Origin of the sequence: Motiliproteus sp. SC1-56 (assembly GCF_017309075.1) — a bacterium.
Lineage (GTDB): Bacteria > Pseudomonadota > Gammaproteobacteria > Pseudomonadales > Balneatricaceae > Motiliproteus.
The window spans coordinates 60469-78797 of record NZ_JAEMGS010000012.1; the positions used below are offsets into that span (position 1 = coordinate 60469).

General features: G+C 63.1%; 14 protein-coding genes. 11 read left to right on the top strand and 3 right to left on the bottom strand.

The genetic code is table 11. The annotated features are described in order from the left end of the window. Positions 1 to 7 precede the first annotated feature (7 nt). The gene (gene had / locus JGZ97_RS13785; RefSeq protein WP_207063228.1) at positions 8 to 1072 is read right to left on the bottom strand and encodes a 6-hydroxycyclohex-1-ene-1-carbonyl-CoA dehydrogenase; all 1065 of its coding nucleotides are present in this window, start codon (positions 1070 to 1072) and stop codon (positions 8 to 10) included. 451 nt (positions 1073 to 1523) lie between these two features. Here had and JGZ97_RS13790 point away from each other — a divergent pair, with 451 nt between their 5' ends. The 10 genes from JGZ97_RS13790 to JGZ97_RS13835 all read left to right on the top strand — a co-directional run bounded on the left by JGZ97_RS13790 (position 1524) and on the right by JGZ97_RS13835 (position 13284). Further along, the gene (locus tag JGZ97_RS13790) at positions 1524 to 2726 is read left to right on the top strand and encodes an acyl-CoA dehydrogenase (protein ID WP_207063229.1); all 1203 of its coding nucleotides are present in this window, start codon (positions 1524 to 1526) and stop codon (positions 2724 to 2726) included. Between the two features lie 59 nt (positions 2727 to 2785). Next, positions 2786 to 3991: a 3-oxoadipyl-CoA thiolase gene (gene pcaF, locus JGZ97_RS13795; RefSeq protein ID WP_207063230.1), complete on the top strand. Its 1206-nt coding sequence runs from the start codon at positions 2786 to 2788 to the stop codon at positions 3989 to 3991. A gap of 149 nt (positions 3992 to 4140) precedes the next feature. Then, on the top strand, positions 4141 to 5055 hold the full coding sequence (locus JGZ97_RS13800) for a helix-turn-helix transcriptional regulator (protein WP_207063231.1): 915 nt from the start codon (positions 4141 to 4143) through the stop codon (positions 5053 to 5055). 24 nt (positions 5056 to 5079) lie between these two features. Beyond that, a complete protein-coding gene (locus JGZ97_RS13805; protein ID WP_207063232.1) occupies positions 5080 to 6114 on the top strand; it encodes an MBL fold metallo-hydrolase in 1035 nt (344 codons plus the stop codon). 43 nt (positions 6115 to 6157) lie between these two features. Then, positions 6158 to 6976 carry an ABC transporter substrate-binding protein gene (locus JGZ97_RS13810; protein ID WP_207063233.1) on the top strand — a complete coding sequence of 273 codons (819 nt, stop codon included), beginning with the start codon at positions 6158 to 6160 and terminating at the stop codon, positions 6974 to 6976. 258 nt (positions 6977 to 7234) lie between these two features. Next, on the top strand, positions 7235 to 8233 hold the full coding sequence (locus tag JGZ97_RS13815; protein ID WP_207063234.1) for a sigma-54-dependent Fis family transcriptional regulator: 999 nt from the start codon (positions 7235 to 7237) through the stop codon (positions 8231 to 8233). Between the two features lie 314 nt (positions 8234 to 8547). Beyond that, the gene (locus JGZ97_RS13820) at positions 8548 to 10128 is read left to right on the top strand and encodes a benzoate-CoA ligase family protein (RefSeq protein WP_207063235.1); all 1581 of its coding nucleotides are present in this window, start codon (positions 8548 to 8550) and stop codon (positions 10126 to 10128) included. 75 nt (positions 10129 to 10203) lie between these two features. After that, positions 10204 to 11244, top strand: a complete 1041-nt coding sequence (locus tag JGZ97_RS13825) for a TRAP transporter substrate-binding protein (protein WP_242521779.1) — start codon at positions 10204 to 10206, stop codon at positions 11242 to 11244. Between the two features lie 73 nt (positions 11245 to 11317). Further along, positions 11318 to 11851, top strand: a complete 534-nt coding sequence (locus tag JGZ97_RS13830; protein ID WP_207063236.1) for a TRAP transporter small permease — start codon at positions 11318 to 11320, stop codon at positions 11849 to 11851. Beyond that, on the top strand, positions 11848 to 13284 hold the full coding sequence (locus JGZ97_RS13835; RefSeq protein WP_207063237.1) for a TRAP transporter large permease: 1437 nt from the start codon (positions 11848 to 11850) through the stop codon (positions 13282 to 13284). Before JGZ97_RS13830 ends, JGZ97_RS13835 begins: the two co-directional genes overlap by 4 nt. Positions 13285 to 13322: 38 nt before the next feature. Here JGZ97_RS13835 and JGZ97_RS13840 read toward each other — a convergent pair whose 3' ends face one another. Both JGZ97_RS13840 and JGZ97_RS13845 read right to left on the bottom strand, forming a co-directional pair. Then, a complete protein-coding gene (locus tag JGZ97_RS13840; RefSeq protein ID WP_207063238.1) occupies positions 13323 to 13607 on the bottom strand; it encodes a hypothetical protein in 285 nt (94 codons plus the stop codon). 76 nt (positions 13608 to 13683) lie between these two features. Then, a complete protein-coding gene (locus JGZ97_RS13845; RefSeq protein ID WP_207063239.1) occupies positions 13684 to 16008 on the bottom strand; it encodes an aldehyde ferredoxin oxidoreductase C-terminal domain-containing protein in 2325 nt (774 codons plus the stop codon). Between the two features lie 239 nt (positions 16009 to 16247). Here JGZ97_RS13845 and JGZ97_RS13850 point away from each other — a divergent pair, with 239 nt between their 5' ends. Next, the gene (locus JGZ97_RS13850; RefSeq protein ID WP_207063240.1) at positions 16248 to 18329 is read left to right on the top strand and encodes a CoA-binding protein; all 2082 of its coding nucleotides are present in this window, start codon (positions 16248 to 16250) and stop codon (positions 18327 to 18329) included.

The following is an 18329-nucleotide window of genomic DNA, read 5'->3' on the forward strand; positions in this document are numbered from 1 at the left end:
GGGGTCCTCAGGGTACAAGAATGGCGCGGGCGCTGAGCTTGTGGTCGTGCGCGGCGGCGAAAATTTGGTTGATCTCTTCCAGCGGGTGCTGCTGGGTGAAGGGTTTCATGGCGATCTTGCCTTGCAGAACCATCTCCAGTGCGTCGGGGTAGTACTCCGGTGAGCAGCCCCAGTTACCCTGGGCCTTGGCGTGGAAAGCCATCAGGTTGGAGAGGCGCAGTTCCTGCTTGGCCATGGTGAATCCCACCACCGCCAGGGTGGCGCCGAAGGTGAGCAGGCTGAAGGCGGTGGCCTGGCCGGCGGCCGTGCCTGAGCATTCAAAGATTTTCCATTCGGTGCTGCGCAGCCCCTGCTCACGGGCAAAGCCCTGGACCGCCTTCTTCAGCGCCCGGGCGTCGTGGTGCTTGGCATTGAGGGTCAGGGCCGCGCCGTACTGGAGGTAGCTTTCCAGCTTGGCGTCGTCCACGTCGATGGCGACCACGGTGGCGCCCATGGCGCTGGCGATCTGCACCGCATAACCTCCCACACCGCCAACGCCGATGACAATCGCCAGGTCGCCCTCCTGGATGGCGGCCTGGGCGGCCGCCTGGTAGGGGGTGGTAACCGCATCGGCGATCACCGAGACGTCGGCCAGCTCCAGCCCGGCTTGCGCCAAGCGCTCCTCGTCCACGTCACAGAGGCAGTGACCGGGAACGGTGATATGGCTGGCAAAGCCGCCCTGGATGTCGTTGCCGGGCATCTTCTGGCCGCGACAGATGTTATGCAGCCCCCGCTGGCAGAGGTCGCACTCGTAACAGGGCAGTACCGCCGGAATGATCACCGCCTTGCCTACGCTCGCCTCGCAGCCCTTGCCGGCAGCGATGACTCGACCGCTGATTTCGTGTCCCAGCGCCAGGGGCAGTTCGCTGTTGGTACGCACACCGTCGTATAGGAATCCAAGGTCGGTGTGGCAGACGCCGCAGCCGGCGACCTCAACGCACACCTCTCCGGGGCCGGGGGCTTCGAGTTGAAACTGGACCTTTTTTAAAGGCTGGCCGACTTCGGTCATCACCCATCGGTACGCTGTGGTCATCGTGTTCGCCTCACGGTTGGTTAAGTTGGACGGCGCGCCCGGCAACCTGCCGAGAGCACGGCATGGGGTACGCCGCAAAAATGAACTTTATTGCATGTTATGACGTCATTAACGTTTACGTCAACGTGTTTGCCGTGCGGGATGTTGCCCTTTCTCGGGCTTCGTTCCGTCTAGTGGAATACGGGCAGGGAGCAGGTAAAAATCTGTTTTTTCGACTTAAGCTCATGTTAAGAATGGGAAAAACTGTCTGCTGGAAGTGCTTTCCGGAAGCGCTCCTTAGACAGGGGGGATTTAGAGATGCAAGCGTGGCATGCAGTATATTGCAGTTTTTGATTGAGTCGGTTTTTTGGCTGCACTATGATGCGTTTTAGCCAGTCTGCCCGCCTGGAGTCCATCGCAGGCGATTTGCGAACTCTTCAGGTGAAGAGGAACAATCAGGAGAATAAGAACAATGACCCAAGCGTTAAAAGAGACCACTAAACCCGCCTTTGATTGGCAGGACCCCTTTCTTCTGGATACGCAGTTGAGCGAAGAGGAGCGAATGATTCGCGATGCGGCCCGGGAGTACTGCCAAAGCCGGCTGCTGCCGCGTGCGCTGGAGGCTAACCGCAAGGAGCATTTTGACGTCGAGATCATGCGGGAGATGGGGGAGCTGGGGTTGCTCGGTCCTACCCTGCCCGAAGAGTACGGCTGCTCCAACGTCAACCATGTCAGCTACGGCCTAGTGGCCCGTGAAGTGGAGCGGGTCGACAGCGGCTATCGCTCCGCCATGAGCGTGCAGTCATCGCTGGTGATGCACCCGATTCACGCCTATGGAACGGAATCCCAGCGGCGGCGATACCTGCCCAAGCTGGCCAGTGGGGAGTGGATCGGCTGCTTCGGCCTGACCGAGCCCGATGCCGGATCCGACCCCGGCAGCATGAAAACCCGCGCCACCCGGATCGACGGCGGCTACCTGCTGAACGGTGCCAAGATGTGGATTACCAACTCGCCGGTGGCCGATGTCTTCGTGGTCTGGGCCAAGCTCGACGGCGAGATTCGCGGCTTTATCCTCGACAAGGGCATGAAGGGGCTGAGCGCACCCAAGATCGAGGGTAAGTTCTCGTTGCGCGCCTCCATCACCGGGGAGATCGTCATGGAGGATGTGGCGGTTCCCGAGGAAAACCTGTTGCCCAATGCTGTTGGCCTCAAAGGCCCCTTCGGCTGCCTCAACAAGGCCCGTTTTGGCATTGCCTGGGGCGCGTTGGGTGCGGCCGAGTTCTGTTGGCAGGCGGCGCGGCAGTACACCCTGGATCGCCAGCAGTTCGGCCGCCCCCTGGCGGCCACCCAGCTGATTCAGAAAAAGCTCGCGGATATGCAGACCGAGATCGCCCTGGGCTTGCAGGGCTGCCTGCAGGCCGGTCGCCTGATGGATCAGGGACGCTGCTCCCCGGAACTGATCTCCCTGATCAAGCGCAACTCCTGCGGCAAGGCGCTGGACATCGCCCGTACCGCCCGGGATATGCACGGGGGCAACGGTATCAGCGACGAGTTCCACGTCATTCGCCATGTGATGAACCTGGAAGCGGTCAACACCTACGAAGGCACCCACGACGTGCATGCCCTGATTCTGGGCCGGGCCCAGACCGGCCTGCAGGCCTTTGCCCCCGCCTAGGGGACAGCGTGCCTGTTCGGAACCGGTCCTGACGGTGACGTCCCCAGGAGGAGAGAAAGATGCAAGATGCCTATATCTGTGATGCCGTGCGCACCCCCATCGGCCGCTACGGCGGCGGCCTGGCCGCCGTGCGCACTGACGACCTGGCGGCGATTCCGCTTCGGGCGTTAATGGAGCGGCAGTCACAGGTGGACTGGCAGAGGGTGGATGACCTGGTGTATGGCTGCGCCAATCAGGCAGGGGAGGATAACCGCAACGTGGCGCGCATGGCAGGTCTGCTGGCCGGGCTGCCGGTGGCGGTACCCGGGGTGACCCTGAACCGCCTCTGCGGCTCGGGGTTGGATGCGGTCGCCACTGCTGCCCGCGCCATCAAGGTGGGGGAGGCCAACCTGATGCTGGCGGGGGGCGTTGAGTCCATGTCCCGGGCGCCCTTCGTGATGCCCAAGGCCGGTGCGGCCTTTTCGCGGCAGGCAGAGATTCATGACACCACCATCGGCTGGCGCTTTATTAACCCGCGGATGCAACGGGAGTATGGCGTGGACTCCATGCCTGAAACGGCCGAAAACTTGGCCCGGGAGTTCGGAATCGCCCGCGAAGACCAGGACGCCTTTGCCTGGCGCAGCCAGCAGCGGGCCGCCCGGGCGCAGGCCGAGGGGCTGCTGGAGGCTGAAATCGTCCCGGTGCCGGTGGCTCAGGGACGCGGTGAGACCCGCTGGATCCGTGTCGATGAACACCCGCGACCGCAGGTGACCCCCGAAGGGTTGGCGGCCCTGCGCGGGGTGGTCACGGCCGAAGGGACGGTCACCGCGGGGAACGCCTCCGGGGTTAACGACGGGGCCTGTGCCCTGCTGCTGGCTTCCGAGGCCGGGGTCAAGGCTGCCGGGTTGACCCCGCAGGCGCGGGTTGTGGCCACCGCCTGTGCCGGGGTTGATCCGCGGATCATGGGCTTCGGCCCCGCGCCGGCCGTGCGCAAGGTGCTCGCCTTGAGTGGTCTCAACTTGGCGCAGATGGACCTGATTGAACTCAACGAAGCTTTCGCGGCCCAGGCCCTGGCCGTCACCCGTGATCTCGGGCTGGCCGATGACGCACCCCAGGTGAACCCGCTGGGCGGCGCGATCGCATTGGGGCACCCCCTGGGGATGAGCGGGGCGCGGCTGGTCACCACCGCCACTCACCAGTTGCTGCGTAGCGGGGGCCGATATGCACTATGCACCATGTGTATCGGGGTGGGGCAGGGGATCGCCATGATCTTGGAGCGTGTCTGAACTCTCTGTAGAATGTCCCGCTTTTACTAATCTGGGAGCGGGCATTCGCGCCCTCGGCGGGATCGGGGCATTATAGGAAAAGGAACTATAGAGCACGCCGAACTATCCAGGTAAGCTGTTATTTGTCAATTTATCTCCAGGGGACCCTCATGACACAAAAGGAGTCGGCGCTGACCATCGCGACCGCCGAAGACAGCCAGCACGCCTTGGACGCCTATATCAACCAGATCGCCAAGCTGGTGCGGGGAATGCGCGCCCAGCGGGGCATGACCCGCAAGGTGCTCTCCCAGCACTCCGGTATCTCCGAGCGTTACCTGGCCCAGGTGGAGCTGGGAAAGGCGAATATGTCGGTGTCCCTGCTGTGGCGACTGGCCGAAGCGATGAACGTGGGGATCAACGACATTCTGCCCTACGATTGCCGTACCTGTATTGAACACGACCCTCTGCAGCAGCTGCTCAGGGGGCTCAACCCCGAGCAGGAGCGGCGGGCCTACGATCTGCTGCGCCAGGAATTTGCCGGCGAGCCCGCGGCCAACGGTGCGCAGGCCTGTCGCGCCGTGGCCCTGATCGGGCTGCGCGGTGCCGGCAAGAGCGCCCTCGGGCGTCTGCTGGCGGAGAAGTACGGGGTGCCCTTTGTGCGCCTGGGTGCGGTCATCGAGACCCTGGGGGGGCTCGACATGCAGGAGCTGCTGACCCTGCACGGGCAGAAGGCGTACCGCAAGCTTGAGCGCCAGGCCATTGATTACGTCCTGGAGAATTACGAACGGGTGGTGCTGGAGATCGGCGGCAGCCTGGTCTCCGAGCGCGAGACCTACGACTACCTGCGCCGGCGCTTTTTCACCGTTTGGCTGCGGGCGCTTCCCGAGGAGCACATGAGCCGGGTCATGGCCCAGGGCGACCTTCGTCCCATGGCGGCCAGCCAGAAAGCGATGGATGATCTGAAGTTGATTCTCAGCGAGCGTGAGCCCTTCTACAGCGAAGCCCACGCGCAGGTCGACACCTCTGGCCGCGCCCTTGAAGCCTGCGCCGAGGAACTGATCGAGAAATGCGCCGCCCGCCTCTGAGGCGGGGCTGAAGCCGAGGTTGTCATGTCCGCAGACGCGCTCTATTTTCCTTTTTCTGAACCGCCCGCGCCGGGCGAACTGCTTGAAGTGGCACCGGGTGTGCACTGGCTGCGCATGCCGCTGCCCTTTGCGCTGGACCACATAAACCTCTGGTTGCTGGAGGACGGCGAGGGCTGGACCCTGGTGGACAGCGGAATCGGTACCGACCAGGTGAAGTCCTTGTGGAAGGCGCTGCTGGACGGTCCCCTGGCGGGGCGCCCGTTGCGCCGCATCCTGGTCACCCATTTTCACCCGGATCACGTCGGCCTTGCCGGCTGGCTGAGCCGGCTGACCGGCGCCGATGTCTGGATGAGCGAGGGTGAGTATGCGCTCGCCCAGTGGCTGCATGGAACCAGCGGCGAGGCGCGCAGTGAGCGTCAAAGGGCGTTCTTCTCGCGCCACGGCCTGGATGCCGAGGCTGCAGCGAAGCAGGTGTCCGGCGGCAATGTTTACCGCGCCCGGGTGCCGGAATTTCCGGACCACTATTTGAAGCTGAGCGACGGCGACGCACTGACCATAAACGGTCACCGCTGGCGGGTCGTCGTGGGCCGCGGCCACTCACCCGAGCACGCCTGCTTTTACTGTGAGGAGCTGGATCTGCTGATCGCCGGGGACCAGGTGCTGCCGAGCATCTCTCCCAATATCAGCGTCACTTTTCTCAATGCCGATGCGGACCCGCTGAGTGATTACCTGGATTCTTTGCAGGCGTTTTACACCCTGCCCAACAGCGTTCGGGTGCTGCCGGCGCACGGGCGGGTGTTTCACGGCCTGCATCTACGCCTGGCGGCGCTGAAGGCCCACCATGACGAGCGCCTGCAGCGGCTGCTGGCGGCCTGTAAAGAGCCCAAGAGTGGGGTGGAGGCGATGAAGGTGCTGTTTGACCGGCGGTTTGGCACCCACGAACTGTTTTTCGCCATCGGCGAATCGGTAGCGCACCTGCATCACCTGAGGGAGAAGGGCTTGGTGACTCGGCAGGAAGATGCCGAAGGCGTGACCCGCTTTTTGAGTAACGTTTCCTGAGTCGCGGTCCAATGGGTAGGCTGCCACTGAGGAGGAGCCGGTGATGAGTCGCTCTCGCAACATCAAGGCCCGGCCGGGGCGCGCTGGCGCCGCTTGGCTGCTGTGGCTGCTGGCGCTCGCCGGTTGCGTGCAGGGAGCCGAGCCGGTGCGGCTGGTTGCCGCGGAGCTTGCGCCTTATGCCTATGAAGAGGCGGGCCAGGTCAGCGGCCTGGGTGTGGCGATTATGCGCGAGGCGGCGCGCCGGCTGGGACACAACGGCGACGTCGACCTGATGCCCTTTAAACGGGCTTACCAGAATGCCCGCCAGGGACACCACCTGCTGATGACCCCCGTGGCCCGCATCGCGGCGCGCGAGGGTGAGGTGCAGTGGGCGCTGCGCTATGTTGACGATGTCTTTTTCTACGTGAGCCGTGCCGGCAGCGCGCCCCTCAACCACGAGCGGGCCCGTCATGGCGCCAGTATCGCGGTGCTGGCGGGCTCCGCGCCCCTGGCGGTGCTGCGCGCTGGCGGCGTCGAAAACTTTTCGGAACAGACCCGTGACATCGCCAATATCAACTTGCTGCGAGTGGGGCGGGTGGATGGCTGGTTTACCTCCGCGCTGCTGCTGAGCGCCGCCTTTGCCGAGAACCCCGAGCTGGATCCTGCCGACTTTATCATCGGCGAGCCCGTCAGCCGTCACTGTGTCTATATTGTCGCTTCCAATGACACGCCGGAGGCGGCGCTGCGTCCCTGGCAGAGCGCCTTTGAAGCGATGCAGGCCGATGGCACCTATCAAACCATCCTCGACCGGTTTCTGGCCCCCGAACTGCGTCGCTTGATCGCCGTGAGCACTCCGATTTCACAGGACTGCGGGTACCTCTAATCCTCTTTGAAAAAGAACCGCGGAAGCCTCCGCCCCGTTCGCACCCGGCGCCGGCTGCTGCCCTGCAGGTTGCTCTCGGCGGTGAGGGGGCGGTGCTCAAGCGCTCTTACCTGAACCTGAATAAACCTGCATAGCGGTAGTTAAGTGTGCGTATAACCTATAGTGCACTTCCTCGTCGCTGTATTTGATATATAGACGTGACAAAAGATTTCGCGTGCAATATAGTGCATAAAACTGATCGTGTAAGGTGTGCGATCCATGACTCAGCACAGACCGCCTCTCCCTGGTTGGATCGAGAATGCCGTGGGCGAAAGCCCGCGTTGGCGTCGGGCCCTGGCGTTGGTGCGCAAGATGGCGCCGCTGGATGCGCCGGTGTTGGTGACGGGCAAAAGCGGCGTTGGCAAGGAGGTGATCGCGCAAACGCTTCACCGTTTGAGCCGGCGCAATGAGGGCCCCTTTATTCCCCTCAACTGCGGCTTGCTGCAGGGAAACCTGCTGGAAAGTGAACTGTTTGGCCATACCCGGGGGGCTTTTACGGGCGCCACCTGCGCCAAGCAGGGCCTATGCGCTGCGGCCGTCGACGGGACCCTTTTTCTCGATGAAATCGGTGAACTACCTCCTTCCAGCCAGGCGATGCTGTTGCGTCTGCTGGAGACCGGTGAATACCGCCCGCTGGGCAGCACCGAGCTGCATCGAACCAACGCAAGGGTGATTGCGGCTACCCATCGTCACCTGCCGCAGATGGTGGCCGAGGGGCGATTTCGGCAAGACCTCTATTACCGTCTGAACGTGCTGTCGATCCACGTTCCCTCCCTGTATCGCCGCCCGGAGGATATTCCGCTGCTGGTGGAACATTTTCTCAGCCAGGGTTGCGCCGGGGCGCCCCGGCGGTTGACGGCGGCGGCGATAGAACGGTTGCGCCGCCATCGCTGGCCGGGGAATGTCAGGGAGTTACGGAATCTGGTGGAGCGCGTGCGGGTGTTGAGCGATAGCTCGGAAATCGACGAGTTTATGGTCGAAGAGGTGCTCGCTTCACCGTCGGCTCCCGCCAGTGCCAGGCTTGAGTCCGGGGCTGGGCAGCTGCCCGGCGGGATGCTTGGCGCGCAAGGGGTGGCGCCGTTGGCGGATATGGAAGCTGCGTATGTGCAGTGGGCCGTTGATCAGCACCGCGGTAACGTTTCGGACGCTGCCCGTTCTCTGGGGGTCGCCCGTTCAACTATCTACCGAATCCTTCATCGTGCCGGTGACGGCCGCTAGTCCAACGCGCCTCTTCCCCTTCCCCTTCCCCTTCCCCTTCCCCTTCCTCTTCTATCCACCACCCATGTTGCACAATGCGACGGCTGTCGCGAATTGCGTCACCATTAGATAATTTGTTGATTAATAGATGTTTAATTGATGGCTCAACGAAAGCTGTTGCGATGTGCAACAGTCTGCGGCCAGGCCGTGTCGCTTCCGGACTTATCGAGATCAAAAGCAACTAATTGATATATAAGCTGAACGCATATCAATAAGTGATATTGGTACGGCTCGTGCACTCAAGGGGAGACGGTTGCCCGATAGAGTGAAGGTGCATGAACGAGCAAGAACCCTACGTCGAAGGGGCGATGAATGCCGCAGATGAGATTCTGGGACCGGCCTTGGTGGAAGGGCGCGAACACCAGTTGGCCGTTATCGAAGGGGATGCAAGCCTCACCTACGGCGAGTTTATTGCCTTAGTGAACCGGTACGGTCACGGCCTGCGTGAGCGCGGTGTCGGGCCGGAAGCCCGGGTACTTTTTCTGACCGATGACAGTGCAGACCTGGCGGCCGCCTATCTGGCGACCATCAAGATCGGGGGCGTCGCGGTGGCGTATAACGTCAGGGCGTCGGCCGAGGATCTGCGCTTTGTCATCAACGAAACCCGCTGCCGGCTGATCTGTGTTGGCGTGGACTACCTCTCGCTCTACCGGCAGGTCGAGCCCTCCCTGGATCATCGGCCCGAGTGCTGGGTGGAGGGGGCTGCCGGGGAGGCGCCGCGTTGTATGCAGGATCTGGCTGTCGGCCAGCCTGATAGGCTTGAGGCGACCCCCATGTCACCGGATGACATGGCCTTCTGGGTATACTCCTCGGGCACCACCGGCAAGCCAAAGGCAGCGGTGCACCTGCACCACAATGTGATGATCGCGGACCTGCACCTGCGTGAAAACCTGGGGGTCAAGCCCGGCGACAGGCTGCTTTGCACCTCCAAGTTGTTTTTTGCTTACGCCCTTGGCCATGGCCTGCTTGCAGGGCTGCGGTGCGGGGCTACCCTGATTCTCAGTCGGGGCTGGCCGAATGCCGAACGGATCGGCCAGGTGGTGGCCCGCCACCGGCCCGACTTTTTCTTCAGTGTCCCGGCGTTTTATCGCACGCTGCTGCGCTCGGGCGTCTGCGACAGCCCTGCATTTAGGCGCATTCGGCACTTTATCTCGGCCGGTGAAAAACTCCCCCTGACACTTTACGAGCGTTGGCATGAGATGACCGGGCGGCCGATTCTAGAGGGTATCGGTACATCCGAAACCCTGTTTCTTTTTATCTGCAATACCCCCGCTCGAAATCGGCCCGGTTCGAACGGAAGGCTGGTGCCATGGGCCGAGCTGAGGCTGTTGGATGAACACGGGGAGCCGGTCAGCGAACCCGACACCCCAGGTGTTGCCTGGATTCGAATGGCATCTGTCTGTGACCGTTACTGGAACCGCCAGGATCAGTCCCGGGCCACCTTCCAGGGGACCTGGTATCGCACCGGGGATGTCTTTACCTTCGATAACGATCGCTGGTTTTACCACCAGGGACGCGCCGATCAGATGCTTAAGATTTCCGGGCAGTGGGTGAGTCCGGTGGAGATCGAGGAGTGCGCCCTGCAGGTGGCGCACGTGCGGGAGGCGGCGGCGGTCGGCATTCCCGACGGGGATGGCCTGGTGCGCACGGCGCTTTTTGTCGTGGCCGAGGGCGCGTCTCAGGAGGCGGGGCTGGCCGAACGGATCCGCAGTGCTCTGCTGGAGCGGCTGTCGATCTATAAGTGCCCGCGGGAGGTCCATTTCGTTGACGAAATACCCCGCACCGCTACCGGCAAGATTCAGCGCTTCAAGCTGCGCCCGCCTCCTGCGATCACGGCTGTGGCGCCATCCGGCTGAGAAAATTCCCACCCGGCGCCAAGCGTAGGTTCGCTCAGGTGCCGGCTTCTTTCCCCAAGACCTAAGGAAACTCGTATGACTACGCGAATAAAAACAACAATGCTTCGAGTCACCGCTGCTGCCGCCCTCTGCCTGGGGGCGACGACGGCCCTGGCGGCGGAATTTACGTTGAAAGTGCACCACTTCCTGCCGCCCCAGTCTGCCGCCCACAGCCAGTTTATCAAGCCCTGGGCCGATAAGGTGGAGGCCGAGTCCGAGGGGAGGATCGAGGTGCAGATCTATCCTGCCATGCAGCTTGGAGGCAAACCGCCGCAGCTCTTCGACCAGGTCCGCAGCGGAGTGGCCGATATTGTCTGGACGTTGCCAGGCTACACGCGTGGGCGCTTCCCGATTACCGCCGTCTTTGAATTGCCCTTCATCGCTGGCAATGCCGAGGCGACCAGCCAGGCCGCCTGGGACTTTTACCAGGAGTACCTGCGCGAGGAGTATGCCGACGTGCATCCTCTGCTGTTGCACGCACACGCGGGTGGCACCCTGCATACCGTCGACAGGCCTGTGAAAAAGCTCGAGGACCTCAAGGGGATGAAGATCCGCACCCCGACCCAGTCGGCGACAGAGCTGCTGGAGCTGGTCGGGGCCGTACCGGTGGGTATGCCCGTCCCCAGTGTTCCCCAGGCGCTTTCCAAAAAGGTGGTGGACGGCGCGATGCTCCCCTACGAGGTGACCATGCCGCTCAAGGTGCATGAGTTGGTCGGCTATCACACGGAGATGTCCGGCGATCGGCAGGTGAATACCTCCGTCTTCCTGTTCGCCATGAATAACAAAACGTACGAGCAACTGCCCGACGATCTGAAGCAGGTCATCGATCGCAATTCCGGCGCCAATATTGCCCGCGAGGTCGGGGCGCTCTGGGACCGAGCCGACCAGCCCGGACGCCAGGCAGCGTCAAAGCGTGGAAATGAAATCACGGTGCTGCCGCCTGAGGAAGTCGAGCGTTGGCGTGAGGCGACGCTGCCGGTGCGGGAACACTGGATCGCGCAAATGGAGGAGCGCGGGCTGCCCGGGCGCCAAATGCTTGAGGACGCAGATCGGCTGGTGAAGCAGTATACCCGCTGATGCTGATCGCTCCGGTGACGGAGCGATCCTGTTCCCGCCCCAAGAGGGCCCAGGAGGCCCGGGAGAGCGTACGGTGAGCGAACATTCCCCGTTTCCAAAGACCCGTTGTTCACGCGCACTGGAATACGGTTGCCGGCTCTTTGCGCTGGGCGGCGGCCTGGTGCTGGTGGCTTTCGCCTGTCTGACAGTGGTCAGCGTCCTGGGCCGCTTCTTTTTTGACAGCCCGGTGATGGGCGACTTTGAACTGGTGGAAGTCGGCTGCGCGATTGCCGTTTTCGCCGCGCTCCCTTATTGCCAGTGGTATCGCGGCAATGTAGTGGTCGACTTCTTTACCCTGCGGGCCCCCGCGCCCCTTAAGGGGATGCTGGATGCTTTGGGCAGCCTGACGTACGGCCTCCTGGCGGCGCTGCTGGCGTGGCGGCTGAGCGTGGGGGGGTATGACATGTGGCGCTACGGCGAAGAGACCATGGTGCTGGGCATGGCGCGCTGGTGGGGCTTTATTCCCATCGTCGCCTCCATGATCCTGCTGACTCTGGTCTGCTTTTATCTTGCGGGCACCCAGCTGCTGGGCCGCCGCCAGGCTGATCGGGAGGAGGGGGCCTCATGAGCGAGGGCAACGCATCGGTGGTGGGCCTCGTCGGCCCGCGAAAGTCCCTGGGGCAGGGAGGCAGCGGCCTGCTCTTGGCGCTGGGCGCAATTTTGGCGGTTGTCGCCTTCCAGAGCGAGGGGGTGGTCTTTGGTCTCGTGCTGTTTGGTGTGTTGCTGGTGCTGATGGGGCTGCGTATGCCCATCGGGGTGGCGATGCTCGCCACCGGCATGGCCGGATACGCCACCCTTTCCGGGTGGGATCCGCTGCTCAACTACCTGAACAGCGCCGCCTACTGGCGCTTTTCTACCTATGACCTCTCCGTGGTGCCGCTGTTTCTGCTGATGGGACAGTTTGCCAGCAAGGCTGGCCTCAGCCGGGCGTTGTTTAATACCGCCAGTTGCTGGGTGGGCCAATACCGGGGCGGCATGGCCATGGCGGCCGTGACCGGTTGTGCCGGCTTTGGCGCCATTTGCGGGTCTTCCCTGGCAACGGCCGCCACCATCGGCCAGGTGGCCTTGCCGGAACTGCGTCGGCACGGCTATGCCGGGGGGCTGGCGACGGGCGCGTTGGCGGCGGGAGGCACCCTGGGCATTCTCATTCCGCCCTCTGTGATTCTGGTGATCTACGCCATTCTGACCGAGGGAAACATTGTCACCATGTTCCAGGCGGCCTTTATTCCGGGTTTTTTGGCCGCGCTGGGGTATCTTCTGGCAATTTCCATTTATGTGCGCCTGAAGCCTGAGGCGGGGCCTTGCGGCCCCAGGTCCGGCTGGGGTGACAAGCTGCGCTCTCTTAAAGATGTGTGGGCGGTTACCCTGATTTTTCTGGTGGTGATAGGCGGCATCTACCTGGGGGCGTTTACCCCCACCGAGGCGGCCGCCATCGGTGCGGTGGCCACGGGGCTGCTGGCGGTGATCCATGGCGGCCTGCGCTGGAGGGGAGTGATGGAGTGCCTCTACGGCACGGGGGCCGCGACGGCCATGATCTTTCTTATCTTGCTGGGGGCGGACCTGTTCAACGCCTTTCTGGCCCTGACCCAGATGCCGGCCGAGGCGGCGCAATGGATCGCACAAAGCAACTTCTCCCCCTACCTGGTGCTGGCGATCATGCTGGGGCTTTACCTGGTGTTCGGGTGCGTGATGGATTCGCTCTCCATGATTCTGCTGACGATTCCCATCTTCTGGCCCATTGTCGGTGCGCTCGATTTCGGCATGGACCCCGAGGCGGTGAAAATCTGGTTCGGCATTATTGCGCTGGTGGTGGTCGAGGTCGGGCTGATTACCCCGCCGGTTGGAATGAACGTTTTCATTATCAATAAGATGGCTGGAAACGTTCCCATGATCGAAAGCTTCAAGGGGGTGGTGCCCTTTTTGATCTCGGACGGGGTTCGGGTGCTGCTGCTGATTCTGTTCCCGGCCTTAAGCCTCTGGCTGCCCACCGTGCTCGGGTAGGCTCTGCCGTTACAGCCTGAAACGCCCTTCAACCGGCTTCAGGTCTCCCGGGCGATGATGTTGGGGTCGGGGTCCTGGCGTGGTTTGATCTCGTACGTGGGGCAGGAACCGCCGCTGGAGCAGGGGCTGGGGGCCGGCAAGGGGGCATGGCCGATGCGCCGGCTGACCGCGTCCGCTTCGCTCCAGGGCAGCTCAAAGCCGCTCTCCTCCTCGGAGGGAAAATTGCGGACCATCCCCTTTTCACCGAAATTCTCCAGCACCTGGTAGCACTCGCCGGCGAGCTCGATAATGTCGCCCGGTACAAAGTCAAAGGTGGTGTTCATCGCTCAGTCCTCAGCAGGGTCAGGTGAGTGGGTAGGGGGAAAGGGCGCGAGCCGCGCCCTCTGTAAGGTGCTCTGTTCAGCCTCCCGAGAGGGTGGGCATCAGGGTCACTTCGCAACCGTTGGGAACCGGCCGCTGGGCTTCCCCGGAGAGCACCAGATCGCCGTCCACGGCGAGATTGAGGTGCTCGCTGTCGAGCAGTTCCGCCGCCTCGGGGAGCTTGCGGCGAAGCGCCCCGCGCAGCTCGGCGACACTGGACAGGGGCTCATCGATCACCACCGCCTGCTCCGGCGCGCCGGGCACGGTCTGGCCAAGATGGACCCGCACGGCGTAGCCGGTGGCCACCTGCGAGAGCCGGGTGTGCCATTCGAGGGCCGGTAGCCCTTCTTCGTTGAGTCCGGTGAGGTCGTAGAAGCGCGCCTTCATGGCCTCAAACTCCGCTCGGTCGATCTTCTCCCCCTTGAACGGACCGGTGGTGATCGGCTCCTGGAACCAGCGCTCCGGCAGGGAGTCGTCCCGGGCCCTGAGGCCGAGGCGGAAGTTGATCATCCGCTCGAGACCGGTGATATTGCGCCCCACCTCGTTCAGGGCGGCTTCGTCAAAAGGCAGTCCCGTGAGGGTGGTGAGCTGCGTGGCAAAGTCCTCCAGACCGGTGGTGGAGGGGGTGTTGAACAGCTTGGTGTTGAAGCGGCAGTGGCCGACGGCATCACCCACCGCGAAGGTGTTTTCGCAGCGCCGCACCGCCACTTCCTTGCCTTCGTAACGGTTGGGTTCGGGGGCTACCTTGCCGCCGTAGAGGGCGGTTTTGAAGTCGGGGTCGTCGTTGATGCGGGCGTTGATCTCCAGGGTCACCCGGTTGCGCAGGTGGTCCATGCCGCGGGTGGCGACGGCCAGGCCCAGGGCGAAGGCCTTGAGAATGCGCGCGTCGTGGGGGTCGGACTGCCCCAGTCCCTTCACCGCCATCAGGTACTTGAGGGCCTCGGGGGGATATTTGCCACGCTCCACCGCCCGGGTCGAGTCGGCGATGGTGTCGCCGAAGCCTTCGCGGCGGGCGGTCAGCTGCAGCAGCTTTTCAATGCTGGCGTAGTTGCCCCAGCTCAGGTCCAGGCCCCCGGTCTGCGCCTGGGTGATCAGCCCTCTCTGATAGAGCTCCATGGCCCAGCCAATGGCGGTTCCGGTGCCCGAGGCGTCCAGCCCCAGGTCGTTGCAGATGTTGTTCAGGCGCAGGACCTGCTCCGGTCGCTTGATGCCCAGGTTGGGACCGAATTTGCCCACGTTCACATACTCCGGCCCTTCGCCCTTGTCGTACTTGTCAAAGACGCCGTCGTTATTGATGCCGTTGTAATCCCGGGCCTTGTTGTGCTCCAGCTCGCTCTGGCGCTTGTCGTAGCTGGCGTTGCCGGCCAGCCCCTTGAGCGCGCCTGCGCCGTAGCCGCCCTCGCTCTCCGGGGTCATGTCATTGTTGGCGCGGCACTTTACCGGGCAGCGAAAGCAGCTGCTCATGCCGGGGCGATAAGGATCAAAGTTGTCCGCGTCGAGGCTGTCGACCCAGGCGGTCTCCTGGTTGTTCTTGGTGCCCAGGGCGCCGAGCACACGGGTGGGCTTATAGAGAAAGGGGGTGCCTACCTTGCTCATGGCGTTTTTGATCACGCTGGCAGAGAGGTTTTTCCTGGACAGGGCGGTCCCTTGCAATTTGTAGTCGCGGCTGACCGCCACCTCGTCGCCTTTTCCGTGCAGGATCACTGCTTTCAGGTGCAGAGAGCCCATTTTGGCGCCACCGCCGCCCCGGGCCCAGATGGCCTTCTCGCCCCCCATGATGCCGCTGGAGAGGACGCCGTTCTCCCCGGCCCGGGTGATTCGGGCCATGGCCATGTCTTTCTGTTCCTGGTAACCAAAGTCCTCGGCGATGCGGTGGCTGAACTCCAGATTGTCCAGGCCCCGGTAAGGTTCGGCGTCAAGGTACTCCACCTGGTCGCGGTCGATGCGCAGCAGCGTCCACTGTTCGCTGCGCCCAAACAGGACCAGGTGGTCGTAGCCGTGGCGCTTGAGAAAGGAGGGGAAGAAGTCGCCGCCGTTGGCGTCCAGCAACGCCCGGCTCTCCGGGGAGCGGCTGGTGACATTGCCACGGGTGGCTGACGGCATGGTGCTGGTCAGGACCCCGGCGCCGAAGATCAAGGGGACTTCTGGGTCCAGCGCCGGCTTTTCTTCGTCCAGCAGGTTGTAGAGCAGAAACATGTTACCGCCGCGCCCGGCGAGAAAGGTGCGGACCACCTCGGTGTCCAGGTAGGCCCTGTGATGACACCGGCGCTCCAGATCCACAAAAAGCACCGCCCCTTGGGTGGGATACTGGGGATTGTCGTGCATGCGCCCCAGGAGCCGTTCAACCCGTTGTCTGATATCCATAGCTGCCTTTCTCTCTCCGTGCCGCGTCCGTCGCCGTTGAGCCGAAGCCGATGGGGCGGTAGTTCCATCTGGTGGAACGTGGGGGCGCGGCGGCATTGTATTTCAAAACGTCAAGGATGCACTATATAACATGTTTTCGTGGCTTATCTAGACTTTTGATCGCTTTTGAGTGATGTGATGCTAAGCGGTGTGCACAATATTACACCTTGGCCGATCGAGGCCACCGAAGGGAATAACGCATGAACGATATGATGACCGAACCGAGCGCTCAGCCGGCCATGGCCCTGGAACATCTGGAAATGGTGCTGGAAGATGGGGACGACCTGCTGGGGTCAGAGGCGCTTGCGGAAGTGCTTCAGTTCTTGGGAATGGAGTCGTTGGCATTAAGCGACGCCGCTTCAGGTGACGGCAGGCTCGACGGCTGGATCCTGGAGGTGCGCCATACCCGCGAATTCGGCATGGTGGTCAGTGCCGGCTGGGCGGGCGTTGCGGATGGAGAGCAGGCCGACTACTTCTGCCCGCAAGGGGCCTCGGTTTCGGTACTGGCGGCCATGAGCAGTGCGCAAGAGCTGTTGAACCTGTTCCGCCGCACCCTCGGTTACCGCCTGATGGCTGAGCGGGTGGACGATGCCCAGCTGGAGCGGATCTTTGCTTCGGCCCTGGCGCTCGCCAACCGCTATGCACCCGGGCAGCCCGAGGCCCCGGCACTGATCGAGCGTCTCTGTGTCGGTCCCATCGTCGCCACAGAGGGGCGGATGGTGCCTTATAACGCCCGCTGTGAGGTCCGGGCGCAAAAGCCGGCGCCGGCGCCGAGACCCATCGAAAAGATCGGAAAACTGCTGCACCCGGCATCAATTGGCCTGGTCGGCGTTTCGGCCAGCAAGATGAATTTCGGCCGCATCATCCTCAAGAACCTGCTGGGCAGCGGCTACGACCCCGACAGAATGACCATTATCCGCCCCGGTGAAGAGGCGATCGACGGCGTGCGCTGCATCGACAGCCTGGATGCCCTGGACCGTCCCCTGGACCTGTTTATTGTCGCGGTGGGAGCCGAGGCGGTGTTTGATCTGGTCGACGAAGTGATCGACAAGCAGGCCGCCGAGGCGGTGATGCTGATTCCGGGGGGGCTTGGCGAAACCGAGGCCAGCCGCCGCCCGGCCGAGGTGATGAAGCAGCGGATCAATGCCGCCCATGCCAGCGAAGCGGGAGGGCCGGTCTTTCTCGGCGGGAACTGCCTGGGGGTGGTCTCCCACCCGGGAGGCTATGACTCCTGGTTTATTCCCGGCGAACGCCTGCCCAAGCCGCAGAAAAAGCAGCGCCGCCACAGCGCCCTGATCAGTCAGAGCGGTGCTTTCATGATTACCCGCCTGAGTAAGAACCCCTGGCTCGATCCTGCCTACATGACGGCGCTGGGCAACCAGACCGACCTCACCCATGGTGACATGCTGACCTACTACGCCGACCGGGACGAGATCGACACCATCGGCGTCTATATCGAAGGCTTCAACGAGCTGGACGGCCTTGCCTTTGCGCAGGCGGTGCGCCGGGCGGTGCGCAAGGGCAAGCAGGTGGTGGTCTACAAGGCCGGGCGCACCGATGCCGGCGCCGCAGCGGCGCGGGGTCACACCGCCTCCGAAGCCGGTGATTACTCCCTCTGCGAAGCCCTGCTGAGCCAGGCCGGGGCGCTGGTAGCCCGGGATTTCAGTGAGTTTGACGATCTTTTCTATATCGCCAGTGCCCTCCACGACAAAGTTGTGGGCGGGCGCCGGGTGGCGGGGGTCAGCGGTGCAGGTTTTGAAACCGTGGGCATCGCCGACAGCATTCGCCGTGCTGATGCGCATCTGGAGGTGGCCCCGGTGATGCCGGCCACCGCAAAACGGCTGGGACAAATCCTGGCGGCCAAGCGGCTGGATGCGCTGATGGAGGTGCGCAATCCCCTGGACATCAACCCCGGTGCCGACGACGAGGCGCATGTGGAGTGTACTCGGGTGTTTGCCGAGGCGGAGAATGTTGATGCCGTGGTGGTGGGGCTGGATCCGCTCTCTCCAATGATGCGCACCCTGGCCAGTAGCCGGCGCGCCGGGTTTGATCTGCTAAGCCCCGAGAGTGTGGCCCAGTTACTGCCGCCGCTTGTGGCGTCGCAGCATAAGCCGATCATCGGCGTGGTGGACGGAGGGCCCCTTTACGACTCGCTTGCAGAAGCTTTGATGGATCATGGGGTTTGCGTTTTTCGCACGTGCGAAAGGGCCACGGCGGCACTGGCACGCTACACTGAATCTCGTCTGTATGCCGATTTTTTGCGGCGGGCGACCCGTGATTGA